Origin of the sequence: Bradyrhizobium sp. 159 (assembly GCF_023073795.1) — a bacterium.
Classification (GTDB): Bacteria; Pseudomonadota; Alphaproteobacteria; order Rhizobiales; family Xanthobacteraceae; genus Bradyrhizobium.
In genome coordinates this window covers 152,026-173,624 of record NZ_JADPKE010000085.1, presented here as the reverse complement: position 1 = coordinate 173,624, position 21,599 = coordinate 152,026, and the positions used below count along the sequence as shown (strand labels likewise).

The following is a 21,599-nucleotide window of genomic DNA, read 5'->3' as shown; positions in this document are numbered from 1 at the left end:
CGCCTCAGCCCCGCGGCGAGCGCGGCGGCCTGCGCTTCACCGCGTGTCGGCGTGGCGAGCGGGTGACGCGGGGACGCAGACGGCTTGCGGCTGCGGGGCGCGGCTTGATCTGGACTTGCGGGCCGCGGGCGAGGTCCATCAGCATGCGCAGCGCCTCGACTACGGAGCGCGCGCGCACGGCGCTGCGGCCGATCGCGCCGAAGCGGTGTTCGCGATGGATGATGCGGCCGTCGCGCGCCGCCGCTGCGAAGTGGACGAGGCCGACCGGCTTGCCGGGCGTGGCGCCGCCGGGGCCGGCAATTCCGGTAATGGCAACCGCGAGATCGACATCGGCGCGCTCCAGGGCGCCAATCGCCATGGCGGTTGCGGTCTCCTTGCTGACCGCCCCGAAATTGGCGAGCGTGCTCGCCTCGACGCCGAGCATCGCGCGCTTGGCGTCGTTGGAATAGGTGACGAAGCCGCGGTCGATCACGTCGGAGGAGCCGGGGATGTCGGTCAGCGCGCCGGCGACGAGGCCGCCGGTGCAGGACTCGGCCGTCGCGATCGTCAGCTTGCGCATCCGGCACAAATCGAGCAGCGAGCGGGAGAGGGCGCGTGCGTCGCTGCCGCCCATGGTCCTACAGGCTCCAGGGCAGGCGGATGGTGGCGCTCGCGGTGGCCGCGATGCCTTCCTCGCGGCCGGTGAAGCCGAGCCGCTCGCTGGTCGTCGCCTTCACCGCGACGCGGGAGATGTCGACGCCGGAGATCTCGGCGATGCGCGCGCGCATGGTGTCGCGCAAGGGACCGATCTTCGGCCGCTCGCAGATCAGCGTCACCTCGAGATTGGCGACGCGGCCGCCGCGGGCCGCGACGCGCTCGATGGCATATTTCAGGAACTGGTCGGACGAAGCACCCTTCCACTTCGCGTCGCTCGGCGGGAAGTGCGAGCCGATGTCACCGTCGGCGAGCGCACCGAGAATGGCGTCGACCAGCGCATGCAGGCCGACATCGCCGTCGGAATGGGCCAGAAAACCCTTGGTGTGAGGGACGCGCACGCCGCAGATCATGACGTGGTCGCCGTCGCCGAAGGCGTGCACGTCATAGCCCGTGCCGGTCCTGATATCGCCGAGCTGGGCGGCCAGGCGCGCTTCCTCGCGCACGAAATCCTCGGGAGTGGTGAGCTTCATATTGGCAACATCGCCTTCAAAGGTTGCAACCGTCAATCCTGCCCATTCGGCAATGGCGGCATCGTCGGTGAAATCCGAGCGTCCGTCCTTTGCCGCGCGACGATGCGCCTCGAGGATGACGTCGAAAAGAAAGGATTGCGGCGTCTGCGCGATTCGCAGCCGCGCGCGGTCCGGCGTGCCCTCGACATGGCCGTTCTCACCGGTGAGCTTGATCGTGTCGGTGACGGCAATGGCGGGGATCGCTGCGCCGGTGCGGCTCGCCGCCTCGATCGCACGGGAGATCACGCCTTCCGAGACGAAGGGGCGGGCGGCGTCATGGATCAAGACGATATCGGGCTTGTGCCGTGCGAGCGCTTCGAGGCCGGCGAGCACCGAGGCTTGGCGGGTGGCGCCGCCGTTGGCCGGCGGCTCGTGCTTGAGACCTGCGACCGCTGCCGTGAACATGGCGGTGTCGTCGGGATTCACCACCGGCTGCACCGCAAACACCTCGGGGTGGCGGCTGAAGGCTTCCAAGGCGCGATGGATCACGGGCACACCGCCGATCTCGCGATATTGCTTCGGTCCGCCGGCGCCGGCGCGCAAGCCGCGTCCGGCTGCGACGAGGACGGCCGCGGTGCGTTGTGATTTCGCCATAGGACTCAAATATTCAGTTGGTGATGACGAGTCGGGGAGTGGGGTGATTTGATGGCATGCCTCTAGCACGGCAGGGCCGCAAAAAAAGGGGTTTCCGCGCCTTGTGGGCAACAGCATTTTGCTGCACTGCACTTGAAAGATTTGCAAAACTGTCTAAACTGTAGGCATGACGCTTGACTGCACAAGAATTGTGCGCAAGATGGATCATGGCAGGCGCGATGAGGCCCTGTCCAGTCAACGAGACCCCTGTGACCGGCTCGGCAATATCCGGCTCTAAGCCGTTGAAAATAGGCGAAATTGATGTCGCCACCCCGGTCTTCCTGGCGCCGATGTCGGGGGTGACTGACTCGCCCGTTCGCCGGCTGGCGGCGGAGCTTGGGGCGGGTCTCGTCGTGTCGGAAATGACAGCCAGCGATGAGCTCGCCAACGGCCACCGGATGTCGCGGTTGCGTTGCGAAGCTACGGGAATCGGTCCGCATGTGGTCCAGCTCGCCGGCTGCGAGCCGCATTGGATGGCCGAAGGCGCCCGGATCGCTGAGGCCGAAGGCGCCGACATCATCGATATCAACATGGGCTGTCCGGCCCGCCACGTCACCGGCGGCCAGTCCGGCTCGGCCCTGATGCGCGACCTCGACCATGCCGTCGGCCTGATCGAGGCGACGATCGCCGCAGTGAAGGTGCCGGTGACACTGAAGATGCGGCTCGGCTGGGACGACCGCAGCCGCAACGCGCCGGAGCTGGCGCGGCGCGCGGAAGCATCAGGCGTCAAGCTCGTCACCGTGCATGGCCGCACCCGCTGCCAGTTTTACAAGGGCGAGGCCGATTGGGATGCGATCCGCGCCGTGCGCGAGGCCATCTCCATTCCGCTCGTCGTCAATGGGGACATCACGTCCCATGAGAAGGCGCTCGCGGCGTTAGAGGCCTCCGGCGCCGATGCCGTGATGATTGGCCGCGGCGCGCAGGGCCGGCCCTGGCTGCCGGGCCAGATCGGCCGCCGACTGAAGGGCGGGGCAGAGGAAGCAACGCCGGCGCTCGAGACGCAGCTGCATTATGTCCGCACGCTCTATGAAGGTGTTTGCGCACTATACGGCTTGCGTATTGGCCTCAGGCATGCGCGCAAGCATCTGGGCTGGGCGCTCGACGTCGCGGCGGAGGTCAGCGGCGCGCCGGCCGAGACGCTGAAATCGTGGCGCCAGAAGATACTCACCTCGGAGGATCCGCGCCGCGTTCACCAATCGCTGCAAGACGCCTTCGACGACTTCGCATGGAGGGCCGCTGCATGAGCTCAGCCGCCGAACATCGCCGGCCGTCCGACAGCGATGCGATCCTGGATGCGCTGCCCAATCCCGTGCTGATGATCGGCCCGGACGGCAAGATCGTCGCCGCCAACATCGCGACCGAAGCCTTCTTCGAAATCTCGACGCAGTTCTTGAAGCGGCAATCGCTCAAGGAGCTGGTGCCGTTCGGCAGCCCGCTGCTGGCACTGATCGACCAGGTGCGCTCGTCGAACTCGCCGGTCAACGAATACAAGGTTGATCTGGGCACACCGCGCATGGGCGGCGACCGCCAGGTCGACCTGCATGTGGCTCCGCTCACCGAGCGGCCCGGCCACATCGTGGTGATGCTCCAGGAGCGCAGCATCGCCGACAAGATGGACCGCCAGCTCACCCATCGCAGCGCCGCGCGCTCGGTGATCGCGCTCGCCGCGATGCTGGCGCACGAGATCAAGAATCCGCTGTCGGGAATCCGCGGCGCGGCGCAGTTACTGGAGCAGCAGGCCTCGTCCGAGGACCGCATGCTGACGCGCCTGATCTGCGACGAGGCCGACCGCATTGTGACGCTGGTCGACCGCATGGAGGTGTTCGGCGACGAGCGCCCCGTCGTGCGCGGTCCCGTGAATATTCACTCTGTGCTCGATCACGTGAAGCGGCTGGCGCAGTCCGGCTTTGCCCGCAACATCCGCTTCATCGAGGATTACGATCCTTCGCTGCCGCCGGTGCTGGCGAATCAGGACCAGCTGATCCAGGTGTTCCTCAATCTCGTCAAGAACGCCGCCGAAGCCCTGATCGATGCGCCCGACGCCGAGATCCAGCTCACCACCGCGTTCCGCCCCGGCGTGCGCCTGTCAGTCCCCGGTCAAAAATCCCGGGTATCCCTGCCGCTCGAATTCTGCGTGAGAGACAACGGACCAGGCGTGCCAGACGACCTTCTGCCCAACCTGTTCGATCCCTTCGTGACCACCAAGCAGACCGGCTCGGGGCTGGGCCTCGCGCTGGTCGCAAAGATCGTCGGCGATCACGGGGGCATCATCGAATGCGAATCTCAGCCGCGCAAGACCACCTTCCGCGTGCTGATGCCGATGTATTCCACATCGGCGAAACATGCCGATCAAAGCAGTCGCGCCGACTCTGCCGGGAAGCCGTCGCCTGCATCACAGGGGGCAAGATGAGGATTAACGATGCCCGCAGGTAGCATTCTCGTAGCTGATGACGATACCGCCATCCGCACCGTTCTCAATCAGGCACTGTCCCGCGCCGGCTACGAAGTGCGGCTCACCGGCAATGCCGCAACCTTATGGCGTTGGGTCAGCCAGGGAGAGGGCGATCTCGTCATCACCGACGTGGTGATGCCCGACGAGAACGCTTTCGACCTCTTGCCGCGGATCAAGAAGATGCGGCCCAATCTGCCCGTCATCGTCATGAGCGCACAGAACACGTTCATGACGGCGATCCGCGCCTCCGAGCGCGGCGCCTATGAATATCTGCCGAAGCCCTTCGACCTGAAGGAGCTGATCGCCATCGTCGGCCGCGCGCTCGCCGAACCGAAGGAGCGGGTCTCGACGCCGGACGACGACGCCGAAATGGAGGCGATCCCGCTGGTCGGCCGCTCGCCGGCGATGCAGGAGATCTATCGCGTGCTGGCGCGCCTGATGCAGACCGACCTCACCGTAATGATCACGGGCGAGTCCGGCACTGGCAAGGAATTGGTGGCACGCGCGCTGCACGATTACGGCAAGCGGCGCAACGGCCCCTTCGTCGCCGTCAACATGGCGGCGATCCCGCGCGACCTCATCGAATCCGAGCTGTTCGGCCATGAGCGCGGCGCCTTCACCGGCGCCAACACCCGCGCCTCGGGCCGGTTCGAGCAGGCCGAGGGCGGCACGCTGTTCCTCGACGAAATCGGCGACATGCCGATGGAGGCGCAGACCCGCCTGTTGCGCGTGCTCCAGCAGGGCGAATACACCACCGTCGGCGGCCGCACCCCGATCAAGACCGACGTGCGGATCGTCGCGGCTTCCAACAAGGATCTGCGCGTCCTGATCCAGCAGGGCCTGTTCCGCGAAGACCTGTTCTTCCGCCTCAACGTCGTGCCGCTGCGGCTGCCGCCGCTTCGCGAGCGTATCGAGGACCTGCCGGATCTGGTGCGGCACTTCTTCACGCTGGCTGAGAAGGACGGATTGCCGCCGAAGAAGCTCGACGCGCTGGCGCTGGAGCGGATGAAGCAGCACCGCTGGCCGGGCAATGTGCGCGAGCTCGAAAACCTCGCCCGGCGCCTGGCCGCGCTCTATCCGCAGGACGTGATCACGGCCTCGGTCATCGACGGCGAGCTCGCGCCGCCTTCGGTCAGCCCGGGTGCGGCGGTCCAGCAGGGCGTCGACAATCTGGGCGGCGCGGTGGAGGCCTATCTCTCCTCGCACTTCCAGGGCTTCCCGAACGGCGTGCCGCCGCCGGGTCTCTATCACCGCATCCTGAAGGAGATCGAAGTGCCGCTGCTCACCGCCGCGCTCGCGGCCACCCGCGGCAATCAGATCCGCGCCGCAGACCTGCTCGGCCTCAACCGCAACACGCTACGCAAGAAGATCCGGGATCTGGACATCCAGGTCTACCGCAGCGGCGCATAGTCGTGCTGGACGGACGGTGGCTGAGCTCCCCCTACCAAGGCAGAGCTGAGCCTGTCCGGATCGCGCTGGCCGTTGTGGCTGACGCGGTGGGCAGAAGTCCGCATCGGACTGAAATGTTCCGCTCGCACGTACAAATTGGTCATTCGGCCGCAACGCGCTGCATCATCTACCTGACAAGTCGGCTGGATGCCGGCGTCACGCTGGCGACATTCACCAGCGGCTGCTGAAGGCCGAGCCCGTTGACCAGGAGGTCGGCGGCCACGATCAGCAGAAGCACGGCCGAGACCATCGTCGCGAGAAAAAATCTATCCATCCCCGTCAAGCCGGGACGGCGGGAATCCGTTCCCGTCCAAGCGGAATCTGCTTGTGGATGTGCCGTCCGTCGCGGCGGAGACGCCGCGGAATTGTCGCAATTCGGCAACAATGTGGTACGAATACATCAGTATCCGCGCGCCCGCGGACCCGTTTTTCAGCAACCCATTGCCGGAATGACCAGCGCAGATACCTCGGCCGCATCCTTTGACACGGCCCCAGCCGAAGAGCCCAAGCGCTGGTCGCTGCGGCGCTGGCTGGCACCCTTCGCCGTGGCCCTGGCGCTGCTGTCGGCCCTCCTGACGTTCCTGGTTCTGACCGGCCTCACCAAGATCGAGCCGACGCCGGAGGTGGTCCGCTCGTTCTATCTGATCAATGCGGCCACGATCCTGCTCCTGGTCGGGATCATCGTCCGGGAACTCTGGCAACTGATCCTGGCGCGACGGCGGGGCAGGGCGGCAGCGCGCCTCCATGTCCAGATCGTCAGCCTGTTCTCGATCGTGGCGGTGCTGCCGGCGGTGCTGGTCGCCGTGGTCGCCAACGTCACCATCGAGCGCGGCCTCGACCGGCTATTCTCGGGGCCGACCAAGGAGGTGATCCAGAATTCGCTGACGATCGCGCGGGCCTACATGCAGGACCATGCGCAGCTGATCCGCGGCGACATTCTCGGCATGGCAAACGACATCGCGCACGCCCGGCCGCTCTACGACCAGGACCGCCGCTCGTTCCGCGAGATGCTGACCGCCAGCGCCGGCTCCCGCAATTTGCCGGGCGCGATGATCATCGACAAGAACACCAACATTCTGGAATCCGCCGACACCGGCATGCGGCTCGCCTATTCGCCGCCGGCGCCCGACTTTCTCAGCAACGTCAACGAGTCCGAGCCTGAGATCGCGGTGCTGCCGGACGCGAGCTTCGTCGCCGCGGTGATCCGCCTGCGAGCCTTCAGCGACACGTTCCTCTACGTCGCCCGGCCACTCGATCCGAACGTCGTCAACCAGCTCAAGCAGACCGAGGTCAGCGTCGCCGAATACGCTCAGATCGAGTCGCGACGGCTCGGTATCCAGGTCGCGTTTGCGCTGATGTTTGCGGTGATCGCGCTGACCATCCTGATGGCCTCGGTGCTGATCGGCCTCAACTTCGCCAACTCGCTGGTCTCGCCAATCCGACGGCTGATGAATGCAGCCCACACGGTCTCGACCGGCGATCTGCATGTCCAGGTGCCCGTGCACCAGTCGGAAGGCGATCTTGCCCAGCTCGGTGAGACCTTCAACAAGATGACGCAGGAATTGCGCAGCCAGCGCGACGAGCTCGTCAACGCCAGCGACCTCATCGACAGCCGCCGCCGCTTCATCGAGGCCGTGCTGTCATCGGCAAGCGCCGGCATCATCGGCGTCGACACCTCCGGCAGCGTCGGCATCCTCAACCGTTCCGCCGAGAAGCTGATCGGGCACTCCGAAGCGGAGACGCTCGGCCACCCGCTCTCCGACGTGCTGCCCGAGCTCGACGAAATGATGAAGACGGCACGGGAAGGGACCCAGCGCCTGGTGCAGGGCCAGATCACGATCACCCGCGACGGCACCGAGCGCAATCTCTCGGTCCGCGTCAGCGCCGAGAAGACCAGCCAGCCGCGCGACAGCTACATCATCACGCTCGACGACATCACCGAGCTCGTGTCGGCGCAGCGCACCTCGGCCTGGGGCGACGTGGCGCGCCGCATCGCCCACGAGATCAAGAACCCGCTGACGCCGATCCAGCTCTCGGCCGAGCGCATCCGCCGCAAGTTCGGCAAGACCATCACAGAGGACAAGGACAAGCAGGTCTTCGACCAGTGCACCGACACCATCGTGCGCCAGGTCGACGACATCAGGCGCATGGTCGACGAGTTCTCCCGCTTCGCGCGGATGCCGAAGCCGGTGATGGAAGGCGAGGACGTCGCCGACACCGTGCGGCAGGCGGTATTCCTGATGAAGGTCGCCCATCCCGAGATCGACATCGAGGCCGAGTTCAAGGAGGATCCGCTGCGCGCCCAGTTCGACCGGCGACTGATCTCCCAGGCGGTCACCAACATCGTCAAGAACGCAACCGAGGCGATCGAGCAGGTCCCGCCGGAGGAGCTCGGCAAGGAAAACGGAAAGGGCCGCATCGACGTCGTGGTGTCGCGCGAGGGCGAGGACGTGCTGATCGACGTCATCGACAACGGCATCGGCCTGCCCAAGGTCGCGCGCTCGCGGTTGCTCGAGCCCTACGTCACGACGCGCGCCAAGGGCACCGGCCTGGGGCTGGCGATCGTCGGCCGCGTGCTGGAAGACCACGGCGGACGCATCGAGCTGAAGGACGCTTCCGACTTCCGCGAAGGCCAGCGCGGCGCCTGGATGCGGTTGCGCTTTGCGATCTCCGGACAACCCGCGAAGTCCGAGACGGCCGAGCCGGCGGCCGCGGCCAAGGAAGCAACCAAGCCGGACAACAAGCAAGCCGTTACGGAATCCATCAAGGACCCGGAAACGAAAGAGCCGGCCGCCGGAACCAAAAAGCCGACTGAAAAGACCAATGATTCAACGAAAATCGAAGCCTCAACAGGTAGCTGACAAGGCAGGCGCGACCCATGGCAAGTGAAATTCTGATTGTCGATGATGAGGCCGATATTCGGGACCTCGTTGCCGGCATACTCGAAGACGAGGGGTTCGTCACAAGGACTGCGCGCGACAGCGATACGGCCCTGGCCGAGATCGCCAACCGCAGACCGCATCTGGTGTTCCTCGACATCTGGCTCCAGGGCTCCAAGCTCGACGGCTTGCAGCTCCTGGAGCAGGTCAAGAAGGACAACGCCGATCTGCCGGTCGTGATGATCTCCGGCCACGGCAACATCGAGACCGCGGTCGCAGCGATCAAGCGCGGCGCCTATGACTTCATCGAGAAGCCGTTCAAGGCCGACCGGCTGATCCTGGTCGCGACCCGAGCGCTGGAGAACTCGCGCCTCAAGCGCGAGGTCAAGGAGCTGAAGCAGCTCGCGCCGAGCGCCAGCCAGCTCGTCGGCCGCTCGCCGAGCATGAACCAGCTGCGCCAGACCATCGAGCGCGCGGCCAAGGCCAACAGCCGTATCCTGATCGTCGGCCCCGCCGGCGCCGGCAAGGAGCTGACGGCGCGCACGTTGCACATGGCCTCGGGCCGCGCCGACGGACCCTTCGTCGTCATCAATGCAGCCGCTATCACGCCCGAGCGGATGGAGCATGAGCTGTTCGGCGTCGAGCAGTCCAACGGCGAACAGCCGCGCAAGGCCGGTGCGCTCGAGGAAGCCCATGGCGGCACGCTGTTCATTGACGAAATTGCCGACATGCCGCGCGAGACCCAGAACAAGATTCTGCGCGTGCTGGTCGAGCAGTCGTTCCAGCGCGTCGGCGGCACCGCCAAGGTGCAGGTCGACGTCCGCATCATCTCCTCCACCGCGCGCAATCTCGAAGAGGAGATCGCGGCCGGTCATTTCCGCGAGGACCTCTATCATCGGCTCTCGGTGGTGCCGATCCGGGTGCCCGCGCTGTCGGAGCGGCGCGAGGACATTCCGGAATTGATCGATTACTTCATGGAGCAGATCTCGGCCGGCAGCGGCCTGCCGAAGCGTCAGATCGGGCAGGATGCGATGGCGGTGCTGCAATCGCACGTCTGGCCGGGCAATGTGCGCCAGCTCCGCAACAATGTTGAGAGAGTCATGATTCTGGCTGCGGGCGGGCCCGAAGTCATCATCACGGCCGACATGTTGCCGCAGGACGTCGGCTCCATGGTGCCGGCGATGCCGACCAGCAACAATGGCGAGCACATCATGGGGCTGCCGCTGCGCGAGGCGCGCGAAGTATTCGAGCGCGACTATTTGATTGCACAGATCAGCCGTTTCTCGGGAAATATTTCTCGCACGGCCGAGTTTGTTGGCATGGAACGTTCAGCGCTGCACCGGAAGCTGAAGGCGCTTGGTGTCGGCTAGCGCGGCCAGGTGGCGGTCAGAGATCAAAGATAAGCGAGGAAAATCATCGATTTCCGTAGTTTTTCGGGGCAATACGGCTGGGGCTGCCGCGTGAAGCGGCTTGCCTAATAGGCCCACCTGTCCTCTAATTGCACAGCTGTTCCTTCCGAGGGGGATCTCATGAGGCACGGCAACCGGAAGAGGCTCCGAATTTCAAAAGAGGGCCGCAACCGGCGCAATAAAAAGAAACTCAAAGCGAGATAAAAACAATGGCGGCAGACCGCGCACAAAACCTGCAGGACACCTTCCTTAATCACGTTCGCAAAACCAAGACGCCACTGACGATCTTTCTGGTCAACGGAGTGAAGCTCCAGGGCATCGTGACCTGGTTCGACAATTTCTGTCTGCTGCTTCGGCGCGACGGTCACTCGCAGCTTGTCTACAAGCATGCGATATCGACCATCATGCCGGGTGCGCCGATCCAGTTGTTCGAAGGCGGCGAGGATCAGCCGGCTTGAGAGTGATCTGATTGGAACCCCGAAATTTCGACGGGGATGCCGACCGTCCGCGGCCGGCAGGGGCTAAGCAGACGGGGCGGGTGCTTGTCATCGGCCCCTACTTGCGTGTGCGCGCGGGCAGTGCCGACGTGCAATCGGAAAACCATGGCTTGTCTAATCAAGTCCTGCGTAACGCCGAGGCCCGGCTCGATGAAGCCGCGGGCCTCGCGCGCGCGATCGATCTCGTCATTGCCGACGCCATTATCGCGCCGATCAGCCAGATCAGGCCGGCGACCTATATCGGCAAGGGCAAGGTCGAGGAGATCGCGGGGCTGATCAAAAGCCTCGATGTCGAGCTCGTGGTAATGGATTGCGCGCTGGCGCCGATCCAGCAGCGCAATCTCGAGAAGGAGCTGCACGCCAAGGTGCTCGACCGCACCGGGCTTATTCTGGAAATCTTCGGCCGCCGCGCCAAGACCAGGGAAGGCTCGCTCCAGGTCGAACTCGCCCATCTCAACTATCAGCGCTCGCGCCTGGTGCGCTCATGGACCCATCTCGAACGCCAGCGCGGCGGTTTCGGATTCATGGGCGGTCCCGGCGAGACGCAGATCGAAGCCGACCGCCGCCTGATCCAGGAGCGCATCTCCAAGCTGGAGGGCGAACTGAAGAAGGTGCAGGCGACGCGCCGCCTGCACCGGGCCGGGCGCCAGCGCGTCCCGTATCGCGTCGTCGCGCTGGTCGGCTACACCAATGCCGGCAAATCGACGCTGTTCAATCGCCTGACGCGCGCCGACGTGCAGGCCGCCGACATGCTGTTCGCGACGCTCGACCCGACCCTGCGGGCGCTGAACCTGCCGCACGGCGGCAAGGCGATGCTGTCCGACACGGTCGGCTTCATTTCCAATCTGCCGACACAGCTCGTCGCCGCCTTCCGCGCCACGCTGGAGGAGGTGTTGGAGGCGGACGTCATCCTGCATGTCCGCGACATCTCGCATGAGGATGCCGAAGCGCAGCAGAGCGACGTCGACGCGGTGCTGCGCCAGCTCGGCATCAACCCTGATGATTCCGGCCGCATCATCGAAGTCTGGAACAAGATCGATCGTTACGATGCCGAACAGCGCGAAGAGCTTTTGAACATCGCCGCACGCAGGCCGGAGGACCATCCGGCGATGCTGGTCTCCGCCGTGTCGGGCGAAGGGGTGGAAGCACTGCTCGCCGCGATCGAGCAACGGCTCGCGGCCAAACGCACCACGCTGGATCTCTCCATCGACGCCGCCGACGGCGCCGGCATCTCCTGGCTGCATCGCAATTCCGAGGTGCTGTCCAAGAAGCTGCACGACGGCCGCTTCGACATGACCGTGCGGGTCGACGAGACCAAGCGGGATATCGTGGTGTCTAGGTTCGATGCGGTGCCGCATCTCTCAGCGTAGACGCTGTCGTCCCGGATCTGCGCGCGCTTGAGGCGCGCTTGTCCAGGACGACATTTTGGTTAACGGCGAACTTCTTTGCGTCCCTCCGACGCCGGCTTTTCGTCGACCTTCGCCTCGTTCCATAGCGCATCCATTTCCGCGAGCGAGGCCTGCTCCAGCGTGCGCCCCTGCGCCTCCAGCGCGCGTTCGATATAGGCGAAGCGCCGCTCGAATTTTGCATTCGTCGCCCGCAAGGCGCTTTCCGGATCGGCATCGACATGGCGGGCGAGGTTGACGAGGGCGAACATCAGGTCGCCCGTCTCCTCCGCTAATTCCTGCTTGTCGTTGCGGTCGAGCGCGGCCTCGATCTCGTCGGCTTCCTCGCGGATCTTTTGCAAGACCGCGCGCGGATCGTTCCAGTCGAAGCCGACGGTGGAGGCCGTGCGCTGAAGCTCCATGGCGCGTGTCAGTGCGGGCTGGCCGGCCTTCACGCCCGACAGCAGTGATTTGCGCGCCGGCGCGTCCTCCGGCGGCCGGCGCGCGGCGCGCTCGGCTTTCTCCTCGGCCTTGATGCGGTCCCAGACTTCCTTGACGTGAGAGGAGGCGAGATTTCCGTCCTTGTCGGCGAAGACATGAGGATGGCGGCGGATCATCTTGCGGGTGATGGCTTCGACGACGTCGCCAAACGCGAACGCGTTCTGCTCCTCAGCCATCTGGGCGTGGAACACGACCTGCAATAGGAGGTCGCCGAGCTCCTCGCGCAGATCGTCGAGGTCGCCCCGTGTGATGGCATCGACCACCTCATAGGCTTCCTCGATCGTGTAGGGCGCGATGGTCGCGAAATCCTGCTCGAGGTCCCAGGGGCAGCCGGTCACCGGCGTGCGCAGCGCCGCCATGATCTCGATCAGGCGGGAGATGTCGCGGGAAGGGGTCATTGCGGGGCAGTCTCCTGGCTCCAAACCTTATGCCAAAAGCGGGCGCCCGTTCCCAGCGGAGCGCGGCGGAACAGGCTGATTTCCACCGATTGGCGGGCGGTCTGCGCGGTGCTAAAGCGCGGACCATGAGTAGCGCATTTTCATCACAGACCGCCTTGGTGCTGTTTTCCGGTGGCCAGGATTCCACCACCTGCCTCGCCTGGGCACTCAGCCGTTTCGCCCGCGTGGAGACTCTGGGGTTCGACTATGGCCAGCGCCATGCCATCGAGCTCGCCTGCCGCGACCGCCTGCTCGAGGGCATCAAGGGCCTGCGCGCGGATTGGGCCACAAGGCTCGGCGACAGCCACACGCTGTCGATCCCGACGCTGGCGGCCGTGTCCGAGACGGCGTTGACGCGGGACGTCGCGATCGCGATGGGCGCCGACGGGCTGCCCAACACCTTCGTACCCGGGCGCAATCTGGTGTTCTTGACCTTCGCCGCGGCGCTGGCCTACCGGCGCGGTATCAGCCACATCGTCGGCGGCATGTGCGAGACCGATTATTCCGGCTATCCCGATTGCCGCGACGAGACCATCCGCGCCATGCAGGCCGCGCTCTCGCTCGGCATGGCGAGAGCCTTCGAGCTGCATACGCCGCTGATGTGGATCGACAAGGCCGCGACATGGAAGCTGGCCCACGATCTCGGCGGCGACGGCCTCGTCGATCTCATCCGCGAGCAGTCCCACACCTGCTATCTCGGTGAACGCGGCGCGCAGCATGAGTGGGGCTACGGCTGCGGCGAGTGCCCGGCCTGCAGCCTGCGTGCGAAGGGGTGGCGGGAGTTTGCGGCGGGGCGCAAATAGCGGCTCCCGCACCACTGTCATTCCCCGCGAAGGCGGGCAATCCAGTACGCCGCGGCTTCTCCGTTCCCACAAGCGTCTCTGGAATACTGTCATCACCGCCTTCGCGGTTGATGACAGCTGTGTTTGGGGATGCACTGCCCGCGCCACGCACGAAGCACTACCCCTTAAAATCCTCCGGCCGCAGCTCGATCGGCTTGCCATGCGGCGTGCGATCGGCGGCGTGGTCCCAGGCGTTGCGGTAGCGGTGAAGCGTCTCCGTCGAGGCGACGCCCTTGCGTGCGACGAGGCCTTCCAGCGTGGCGAGCCAGTGCAGGTAATAGGTCTCGCCCGTATCGGGATCGCCAGCGGCCTGTGCGCGCTTGATCTCGTCGGCCAGTGCGGCGGCCCATTCCGGCCAGGTGAACACGCCGCGTTCGTGCAGGGTGAGCGCCATCGCAAACGCATGCGCCTCCCAGGGCGCGCGGAACACCGGGCCGTCGTCGTCACGGGGAATGCTCGGAATGGCCGCCGTCGCGGCGGCCGCAAGCGTACGGCTCATCACGCCGGATCCAGATAGGGCTCGAACGCGTCGATCGAGACCTTCGAGTTCGGATCGCCGTCCGCCCCCCAGAGATCGCGGCCCTCGAACACGACCGTGTAGAGCCATTGCGGATTTTCGCCGCGCTCCATCGCCGCCGTGTCAGGAAACACGTGGCAGCCATGGTTGAGCTCGACGACGCCGACATGGCCGCGCACATAGCGCGGCAGCCGTGTATGCGTCGCCGGATGAATGTTCTTGGCGCGCACGCGATCGCCGATCGCAAATTTCGCCGGGGCCGGGGCAGGGCGGGCGAACTTGCCGCGCACTATCACGCGCTCGACATTGGCGAGATCGAACTTGCCGTGCTTGAGCGGCTTTGCGGGCTGCATCGCGTGGCCGGCAGCGACCTCCTCCCTGGTGAGATAGCCCTTCTCGATTAGCATCTCCTCGAGCCCGAGAAACCACTTCTTGTAGTAGGAGCTCGACAGATAGACGTCCGGCGGCAGCGTCTCGCGATAGTACCGCGAGGTGTCGATGTTGAAGGCACCGGCCGCGCCCATCGCCCGCACCATCGCGAGGACACGCGATTCCCAATCGGCGTGGAACATCGGCTCGTTCGGCTCGGGCTCGACCTTACCGAACCCGTCCATGCCGCCCATGTCGTGCACGCCGTTCACGACGGCGCTCCCGGCGTCTTGGGAAAGCCGGTGCCGATCATGGAGTCGCGGGTGACGAGCTCGGCGAGCTGCTCTTCGCTCCAGCCTTCCGTGCCTTCGGGGCGCATCGGCAGCACCAGGAAGCGCGTCTCGGCAGTAGAATCCCAGACACGGATTTCGATCTTCTTCGGCAACGTGACGCCGAAATCGGCGAGCACGCCGCGCGGGTCCTTCACCGCACGGGAGCGGTAGGGCGCGGCCTTGTACCAGACCGGCGGCAATCCCAGCATTTCCCAGGGATAGCAGGAGCATAGCGTGCACACGACCATGTTGTGACGCTGCGGCGTGTTCTCGACCACGACGAGATGGTCACCGACGCGGCTGACATGCCCGAGCGTGCCGATGGCTTTTGAGCCGTCCTCCAGCAGCGCCTGTTTGAACGCCGGATCGGTCCAGGCCTTGGCGACGACGCGTGCGCCATTATGCGGGCCGATCTTGGTCTCGTAGGCCTCGATGATGGCATCGAGCGCGGCCGGCTCCACGTAACCTTTTTCGGTCAGGATCGTCTCGAGAGCGCGCACGCGCAGCTCGGTTTCCGATAGTTCGGAATGATCGTGATCGTGGTGATGGTGGTCGTGATCATGGCTCATGGGACGAAAGATAGGCGCAAAGGTCCCCGCCTGTCGAGGATGCGTGCTGGCGCCACGGTAGGATGCAAAGTGAGGTCGATGCCAGGGCCGCAGGTCCGGATTCGCCGTGCTCGGATCAGACGACAGCCCGGCAGATGATTTTTCTTCGCCAAAGAGCGATCGGGAAAACTTTGACCAACTGCCGCCGATATCTGAGATTGCAAGAAGGGTCTGAAAGGGCGATGGTGCGTGCTGCGATGCAGCGCGCTTTCTGAGCCCTCATCGCAGTTCCATCTCCGTCGCGCGATGCGACCCGGTTTGCGGGCAAGCGACCATTGTGCATGAAGGCCGCCGCCATGAACGCCCACCAATCGCTTGCGATCGGACAGCCGATCCAGACGTCTGAAGCGATTTCACCCGCCATGACCGAGCCGGACGCGATGGTCCGGTTCGCAGGCATCTCAAAAACCTATCCGGCCTATCGCGGCAAGCCCGGGGTTAGGGCGCTGCAAGACATCGACTTCGCGATTCCGCGCGGCTCCATCACCGGCGTGATCGGCCGCTCCGGCGCCGGCAAATCGAGCCTGGTCCGGCTGATCAATGGGCTGGAGAAGCCGACCACGGGCCGCGTCATCGTCGATAACAGAGACATCTCGGCGCTTGCAGGGCGCGAGCTGCGGCTGGCGCAGCGCTCGATCGGCATGATCTTCCAGCACTTCAACCTGCTGTCGTCGCGCACCGCGGCCGATAATATCGCGCTGCCGCTCGAAATCGCCGGCTGGGGCAAGGCCGACACCAAGGCCCGTGTCGCCGAGCTGCTGGCGCTGGTTGGGATCGCCGACAAGCACGATCGCTATCCCGCGGAGCTCTCCGGCGGCCAGAAGCAGCGCGTCGGCATCGCGCGGGCGCTGGCGACGCGGCCGAGTGTGCTGCTGTCGGACGAGGCGACCTCCGCGCTCGATCCGCAGACCACGCGCGCGATCCTCGACCTGCTCGCGAGCATCAATCGCGAGCTGGGCGTGACGATCGTGCTGATCACGCACGAAATGTCGGTGGTGCGTCAGCTCGCCAAGGAAGTGGTGGTGCTCGACGCCGGCCATGTGGTCGAGAGCGGCCACGTCGCCGACATCTTCACCCATCCCAGGCACCCGATCACGCAATCCTTCCTGGCGGAGGTGATCGGCGACAGTCTGCCTGTGTCGCTGGCGAGCCGCATTGTTCCGGAGCCGGTCGCAGGCGGGCAGGCTGTGATCCGAGTCCAGGTCCGCGGCGCCGGCGCCGGCGATACACTGGTGGCGCGGCTTGCCCGTGAGCTCGACCTCGACGTTGCACTGCTCTCGGCGCGCATCGACGAGATCAGCGGTCAGCACGTCGGCTCACTCGTTCTCGGCATTCCCGTTGGCATTTTTGGCGGAGAGGACGCGGTGATGCGGACGCTCGCCTGGCTTTCTCGATATCAATTCCCGGCGGAGCGTCTCGGCCATGTCGCCTGAACTCATCAACCTGATCGTCCAGGCCACGGGCGAAACCCTGTTCATGGTCGGCACCGCGGCGCTGCTCGGCACCGTCTTCGGGCTGCCGCTCGGCGTCTTTCTCGCGACCAGCCGCAAGGGGGAGCTGTTTGCAGCGCCTGCCATCAACGGCGTGCTCGGCATCATCGTCAACGCGACGCGTTCCACGCCCTTCATCATCCTGGTCGTCGCCATCATCCCGTTCACGCGCCTCGTCGCCGGCACCTCGATCGGCTCGACCGCGGCGATCGTGCCGCTGACGATTGCCTCGACACCGTTCATCGCACGCCTCGTCGAAGCCGCCATCCGCGAGGTCGATGGTGGCCTGATCGAGACGGCGTCCTCGTTCGGCGCCTCGCCAATCCAGATCGTGCTCAAGGTGCTGATCCCCGAGGCGCTGCCGGGGCTGCTGCTGGCGCTGACACTCGCGGTGGTCAGCCTGCTCGGCTATTCCGCCATGGTCGGTGCCGTCGGGGGCGGGGGTTTAGGTGATCTCGGCATTCGCTACGGCTATCAGCGCTTCATGCCGGAGATGATGCTCGCCGTCGTCGTCGTGCTGATTGCGCTGGTACAGCTCGTTCAGAGCGCGGGCGACTATCTGGCGCGCCGCGTCAACCGGCGCCTGCGGCATCGCTGACGCCGTTTCGAGATATTCCCGACAGGCCGTTTCTTGTCTGCCTGGAAACATTCCAAATTCCGAATCGCGACTGAGCGCATTCGCCGCACTTGCTGCGCACACGTCTGGAGAGATTCTAACGCTGTTCCTATCGCACTCCGAAACAGCCTGAGTTAGGCCGGGGCATCAAAAACGATACCGGCAAAGCCGGCAGTGCGTGGGGCCTTGAGCGACGTGACCGACTTCCGACTTCCTTCGCGTTCCGATACGCGTCTTCGACAGATTCAGGTGCTTTTCCTCGGAGCGGTCAGCACATTCTCTTTCGCCGTGCCCTTCAGTTCCGTGCAGGCGCAGACTCAGATTCCCGCTGTCACCGTCGACGCGCCGGCGCAGCGCGGCCGTCCGGCCGCGGTTGCCTCGTCCCGGCGGTCGTCGGCAACACGCACCGCACGTGCCAATCGTCGCGCTCCGGCGCAACAGGCTGCGCCAACCCAGTCGGCATCGGCATCGAATGGCGGTACCGGCGAACGCGCCAATGGCCCGGTGCGCGGTTTCGTTGCCACGCGGAGCGGCACCGCCACCAAGACGGATACGCCGCTGATCGAAACCCCACAATCAGTATCCGTCGTCACCACCGATCAGGTCAGGAATCAGGGTGCGGTCTCGATCGGCGAGGCGCTGCGCTACAGCGCGGGCATCAGCGGCGACGTCAATGGCGGATCGGACACGCGCTTCGGCGCCCTCCAGATCCGCGGCTTCGACACGACCATGTCAGGCCTCTACGTCGACGGCTTGCGGATTCCATCCAGCAACTACGTGCACTTCAACGGCCTCGATCCCTACGGGGCCGAGCGCATCGAGGTCCTCAAGGGGCCGTCCTCGGCGATGTATGGCGGCAGCGGCACGGGCGGCATCCTCAACTATGTGATCAAGCTGCCGACCGCGCAGCAGTTCGGCGAGGCCTCGATCTCGGGCGGCAGCTTCAATCGCTATCAGGGCCAGTTCGACATGGGCGGCCCTGCCAACAAGGAAGGCACCGTGCTGTGGCGCCTCACCGGTGTGGTCCGCGACGGCGAGACCCAAGTCGACTTCACCAAGGACAACCGCGTCTTCATCGCGCCCGCCGTCACCTTCAAGCCGAACGAGGACACGACGATCACGCTCCTCGCCAACTATCAGAGGGATCGGGCAGGGTGGGGCCTTCAGTTCCTGCCGGCTTCGGGCACGGTGTGGCCGAACAACGGCCGCACCATCCCGGTCTCGTTCTTCGCGGGAGTGCCGAGCTTCAACGCGTTCAACACCGAGATTGCGACCGCCGGCTACCAGCTCTCGCACAATTTCACCGACAACATCACGTTCCGCCAGAACCTGCGCTACGCCTATCAGCACAACGAGGAAAAGACCTTCTACGGCACGGGATACACTGACGAGGCGGCGGGGCAGCTGGGGCGTTTCGGCAGCTACAGCAACTCCTACATCAATTCCTTCGCGGTGGACAACCAGCTCCAGGGCAAGTTCACCACCGGCATCCTCAGCCATACCACGCTGGTCGGGATCGACTATCGCAACACCGCATTTCGCGACACAGCCTTTGCCGTCACGACGTCGTCGCCGGAGGTCAACGTCTTCAACCCGGTCTACAGCTACGATTGGACCCTCGGCGGCATGTACGACAACACCGGCGTCAAGCAGTCGCAGGTCGGCCTCTACGCGCAGGATCAGATCAAGCTCGGTCGGCTGTCGTTTCAGCTCGGCGGCCGCCAGGATTTCGTGACGACGCAGCTCGACAGCGGTATCACCAACACGTCGGTCTCGAAGGATGCTTCGGCCTTCACCGGCCGCGCCGCCGTCATGTACAATTTCGACAACGGCATCGCCCCTTATTTCAGCTATTCCGAGTCGTTTCTGCCGGTGCTCGCGACAGGACCGGCCGGGCAGATGCTCAATCCCGAGACGGGCGTCCAGTACGAAGTCGGAGTCAAGTACCAGCCGATCGGATGGAATGCGCTGTTCACCTTCGCCGCTTTCGACCTGACGCGCGACAACGTCGTCACCTACGCGCCTGGGATCGTCTTTGCCGAACAGACAGGTCAGGTGAAATCGCGCGGCATCGAACTCGAAGGCACGATGTCGCTCGCGGACGGCTGGAACCTGCGCGCGGCCTATGCCTATGTCGACGCCATGGTCACGCAGGATCCGGTGAATGTCGGCAAGGCCCCCGTCACCGTGCCGCTCAACCGCGCCTCGCTGTGGAGCGATTACACGCTTCAAAACGGGCCGCTCGCAGGCCTGCAGTTCGGCGGCGGCATCCGCTATGTCGGCGCGACCTGGGGTGACGATGCCAACACGTTCAAGGTGGGATCCTCGACCGTGCTCGACGCGCTGCTCGCCTACACCCGTGACAATTGGCGGCTGTCGCTCAACGTGACCAACCTTGCCGACACGCGCTATGTCGCTGCGTGTTACAGCCTGTCGGGCTGCATGTATGCCGAGGGGCGCAAAGCGATCGGCAAGTTGACCTACCGCTGGTGAGTTCGCACCGAGGTCCGGGAATGGGGAGCCGGACCTGATGGATGAGAGTGGGAGACGATGAGAGCGATATTCGGCAGGTTGCATCGCTGGGCGGGACTGCTCACCGCCGGCTTCCTGTTCTTCTCCGGCATCACCGGGGCGATCATCTCCTGGGATCACGAGATCGACGATGTCCTGAACAGTCACCTGTTCGACGTCAGCAGCAAGGGTCCGGCGATTCCCTCGATCGAGCTCGCCAAGATGATCGAGCAGCGCGATCCCCGCGCGCGCGTCGTCTATCTCTTCATGACGCCGGAGGAGGGCCACTCGCTGTGGTTCTTCGTCATGCCGCGGATCGATCCCGCAACCGGCAAGCGTTACCCGCTCGACTACAATCAGGTCTTCCTCGATCCCAACACCGGCGCCGAGCTCGGCCGGCGCTATTGGGGCGCGGTATGGCCGGTGACGCGGGAGAATTTCGTCTCCTTCCTTTACAAGCTGCACTACACCATGCACATCCCGGAATTCTGGGGCAGCGACCGCTGGGGCATGCGCGTGCTCGGCGTGATCGCCATCATCTGGACCATCGATTGCTTCGTCGGCTTCTATCTGACGCTGCCCTCGCGCAGGCGCGCCAAGGCGGCGCGGGCGCCGGAAGTCACGCGCCAGCTCGAGCGCGGTTTCTGGGCGCGCTGGGCGCCAGCCTGGACCATCAAGACTTCGGGCAGCGCCTACCGGATCAATTTCGACATCCACCGTGCCTTCAGCCTGTGGACCTGGGGCGTGCTGTTCGTCATCGCCTTCACGGCATTCTCGCTGAACCTCTATTTCGAGGTGTTCTCGCCGCTGATGAAGATGGTGTCGAACTACACCCCGACGCCCTATGAGCAGCGGCCTTATCGCGATCTCGACGATCCCATCGAGCCCAAGGTCACCTTTGCCGAGATTGCGGCGCGCGCGGCGGCCGACGGCAAGGGGCGAGGGTGGACCACCCCGGTCGGCGCGATCAGCTACGGCCCGGCCCATGGCGTCTATGCCGCCGCTTTTTTCCATCCTGGCGATGATCACGGCGCCGGCGGCGTCGGCCCGGCGCAGCTTTATTACGACAGCGAGGATGGCCGCCCCATTGGCGCACGGCTGCCCTGGGTCGGCACCGCCGCCGACATCTTCGTGCAGGCGCAATTCCCGCTGCATTCGGGCCGCATCGTCGGGCTGTTCGGCCGCATCCTGATCTCGATCATGGGCCTCGTCGTGGCGGCACTCTCGGTCACCGGCGTCGTGATCTGGTGGCGCAAGCGCCGTGCCCGCGTCCGCGCGCGCGAGACCGCGGCGATGCGCCTCGGCCAGCAGCAGCTCACGCCAGCAGAGTAGGGCGTGGCATCGCCCAGCTATGCGGCCGCGCCGAGCGGCATTATCTCGACCTGCGCGAAATGCTTCGCCAAGGAAGCGCCGAGCCAGAGCTGGTTCGCGGCGGGCGTCAAGAAGGGCGCAGAGCCAGCTCGATCA

The 21,599-nt window shown here is 65.2% G+C and carries 20 protein-coding genes; 12 read left to right on the top strand and 8 right to left on the bottom strand.

Features of this window, described 5'->3' with window-relative positions; translation table 11 throughout:
* Positions 1-4 precede the first annotated feature (4 nt).
* From IVA96_RS23975 to IVA96_RS23965, 3 genes are read right to left on the bottom strand one after another with little or no spacing between them, the layout of a single operon-like run.
* Entirely contained in the window at positions 5-613 is a 609-nt protein-coding gene (locus IVA96_RS23975) for a CinA family protein (RefSeq protein WP_247419538.1), read from the bottom strand.
* A 4-nt stretch (positions 614-617) separates the two neighbouring features.
* The gene (locus IVA96_RS23970; protein ID WP_247419535.1) at positions 618-1,799 is read right to left on the bottom strand and encodes a bifunctional 2-C-methyl-D-erythritol 4-phosphate cytidylyltransferase/2-C-methyl-D-erythritol 2,4-cyclodiphosphate synthase; all 1,182 of its coding nucleotides are present in this window, start codon (positions 1,797-1,799) and stop codon (positions 618-620) included.
* Between the two features lie 13 nt (positions 1,800-1,812).
* A complete protein-coding gene (locus tag IVA96_RS23965; protein WP_247419725.1) occupies positions 1,813-2,109 on the bottom strand; it encodes a hypothetical protein in 297 nt (98 codons plus the stop codon).
* On the opposite strand from IVA96_RS23965, the gene dusB reads away from it, so the two are divergent.
* The 3 genes from dusB to ntrC are packed head-to-tail and all read left to right on the top strand — an operon-like array spanning position 2,081 to position 5,700.
* Positions 2,081-3,082 carry a tRNA dihydrouridine synthase DusB gene (gene dusB, locus IVA96_RS23960; protein ID WP_247419533.1) on the top strand — a complete coding sequence of 334 codons (1,002 nt, stop codon included), beginning with the start codon at positions 2,081-2,083 and terminating at the stop codon, positions 3,080-3,082. The genes IVA96_RS23965 and dusB overlap by 29 nt on opposite strands.
* Positions 3,079-4,248 (top strand): nitrogen regulation protein NR(II), encoded by a 1,170-nt coding sequence (locus tag IVA96_RS23955; RefSeq protein WP_247419531.1) that lies wholly within the window; start codon positions 3,079-3,081, stop codon positions 4,246-4,248. Before dusB ends, IVA96_RS23955 begins: the two co-directional genes overlap by 4 nt.
* A gap of 9 nt (positions 4,249-4,257) precedes the next feature.
* Positions 4,258-5,700 (top strand): nitrogen regulation protein NR(I), encoded by a 1,443-nt coding sequence (ntrC, locus tag IVA96_RS23950; protein ID WP_247281084.1) that lies wholly within the window; start codon positions 4,258-4,260, stop codon positions 5,698-5,700.
* Between the two features lie 166 nt (positions 5,701-5,866).
* Here the strand turns inward: ntrC and IVA96_RS23945 are convergent, their stop codons facing one another.
* On the bottom strand, positions 5,867-6,013 hold the full coding sequence (locus tag IVA96_RS23945; RefSeq protein WP_247419530.1) for a hypothetical protein: 147 nt from the start codon (positions 6,011-6,013) through the stop codon (positions 5,867-5,869).
* A gap of 175 nt (positions 6,014-6,188) precedes the next feature.
* On the opposite strand from IVA96_RS23945, the gene IVA96_RS23940 reads away from it, so the two are divergent.
* The 4 genes from IVA96_RS23940 to hflX all read left to right on the top strand — a co-directional run bounded on the left by IVA96_RS23940 (position 6,189) and on the right by hflX (position 11,894).
* Positions 6,189-8,600 (top strand): PAS domain-containing sensor histidine kinase, encoded by a 2,412-nt coding sequence (locus tag IVA96_RS23940; RefSeq protein ID WP_247419529.1) that lies wholly within the window; start codon positions 6,189-6,191, stop codon positions 8,598-8,600.
* Between the two features lie 17 nt (positions 8,601-8,617).
* On the top strand, positions 8,618-9,988 hold the full coding sequence (locus IVA96_RS23935) for a sigma-54 dependent transcriptional regulator (protein ID WP_247281087.1): 1,371 nt from the start codon (positions 8,618-8,620) through the stop codon (positions 9,986-9,988).
* 248 nt (positions 9,989-10,236) lie between these two features.
* Entirely contained in the window at positions 10,237-10,485 is a 249-nt protein-coding gene (gene hfq / locus IVA96_RS23930; protein WP_007591126.1) for an RNA chaperone Hfq, read from the top strand.
* A gap of 11 nt (positions 10,486-10,496) precedes the next feature.
* The gene (gene hflX, locus IVA96_RS23925; RefSeq protein WP_247281088.1) at positions 10,497-11,894 is read left to right on the top strand and encodes a GTPase HflX; all 1,398 of its coding nucleotides are present in this window, start codon (positions 10,497-10,499) and stop codon (positions 11,892-11,894) included.
* Between the two features lie 59 nt (positions 11,895-11,953).
* Here hflX and mazG read toward each other — a convergent pair whose 3' ends face one another.
* Complete coding sequence (mazG, locus tag IVA96_RS23920; protein WP_247281089.1) at positions 11,954-12,808, bottom strand: nucleoside triphosphate pyrophosphohydrolase; 855 nt, start codon at positions 12,806-12,808, stop codon at positions 11,954-11,956.
* Between the two features lie 125 nt (positions 12,809-12,933).
* On the opposite strand from mazG, the gene queC reads away from it, so the two are divergent.
* Positions 12,934-13,650 carry a 7-cyano-7-deazaguanine synthase QueC gene (queC, locus tag IVA96_RS23915; protein WP_247419528.1) on the top strand — a complete coding sequence of 239 codons (717 nt, stop codon included), beginning with the start codon at positions 12,934-12,936 and terminating at the stop codon, positions 13,648-13,650.
* 157 nt (positions 13,651-13,807) lie between these two features.
* On the opposite strand, the gene IVA96_RS23910 is transcribed toward queC, so the two are convergent.
* Genes IVA96_RS23910 through nthA form a run of 3 tightly spaced genes read right to left on the bottom strand, consistent with a single transcriptional unit; the run spans position 13,808 to position 15,476 of the window.
* The gene (locus IVA96_RS23910) at positions 13,808-14,188 is read right to left on the bottom strand and encodes a nitrile hydratase accessory protein (protein WP_247419527.1); all 381 of its coding nucleotides are present in this window, start codon (positions 14,186-14,188) and stop codon (positions 13,808-13,810) included.
* Positions 14,188-14,847, bottom strand: coding sequence for a nitrile hydratase subunit beta (nthB, locus tag IVA96_RS23905; protein ID WP_247419526.1), 660 nt, complete (start codon positions 14,845-14,847; stop codon positions 14,188-14,190). Before nthB ends, IVA96_RS23910 begins: the two co-directional genes overlap by 1 nt.
* On the bottom strand, positions 14,844-15,476 hold the full coding sequence (gene nthA, locus IVA96_RS23900) for a nitrile hydratase subunit alpha (RefSeq protein ID WP_247281093.1): 633 nt from the start codon (positions 15,474-15,476) through the stop codon (positions 14,844-14,846). Before nthA ends, nthB begins: the two co-directional genes overlap by 4 nt.
* A gap of 320 nt (positions 15,477-15,796) precedes the next feature.
* Here nthA and IVA96_RS23895 point away from each other — a divergent pair, with 320 nt between their 5' ends.
* The 4 genes from IVA96_RS23895 (at position 15,797) to fsrB (ending at position 21,464) form a co-directional block, all read left to right on the top strand.
* Positions 15,797-16,948: a methionine ABC transporter ATP-binding protein gene (locus IVA96_RS23895; protein WP_247419524.1), complete on the top strand. Its 1,152-nt coding sequence runs from the start codon at positions 15,797-15,799 to the stop codon at positions 16,946-16,948.
* Positions 16,938-17,603: a methionine ABC transporter permease gene (locus IVA96_RS23890; RefSeq protein WP_247419522.1), complete on the top strand. Its 666-nt coding sequence runs from the start codon at positions 16,938-16,940 to the stop codon at positions 17,601-17,603. The genes IVA96_RS23895 and IVA96_RS23890 overlap by 11 nt, the downstream gene beginning before the upstream one ends.
* 522 nt (positions 17,604-18,125) lie before the next feature.
* Entirely contained in the window at positions 18,126-20,114 is a 1,989-nt protein-coding gene (locus IVA96_RS23885; protein ID WP_247281130.1) for a TonB-dependent siderophore receptor, read from the top strand.
* A 57-nt stretch (positions 20,115-20,171) separates the two neighbouring features.
* Positions 20,172-21,464 carry a siderophore utilization protein FsrB gene (gene fsrB, locus IVA96_RS23880; protein WP_247419519.1) on the top strand — a complete coding sequence of 431 codons (1,293 nt, stop codon included), beginning with the start codon at positions 20,172-20,174 and terminating at the stop codon, positions 21,462-21,464.
* The last annotated feature ends 135 nt before the right edge of the window (positions 21,465-21,599 follow it).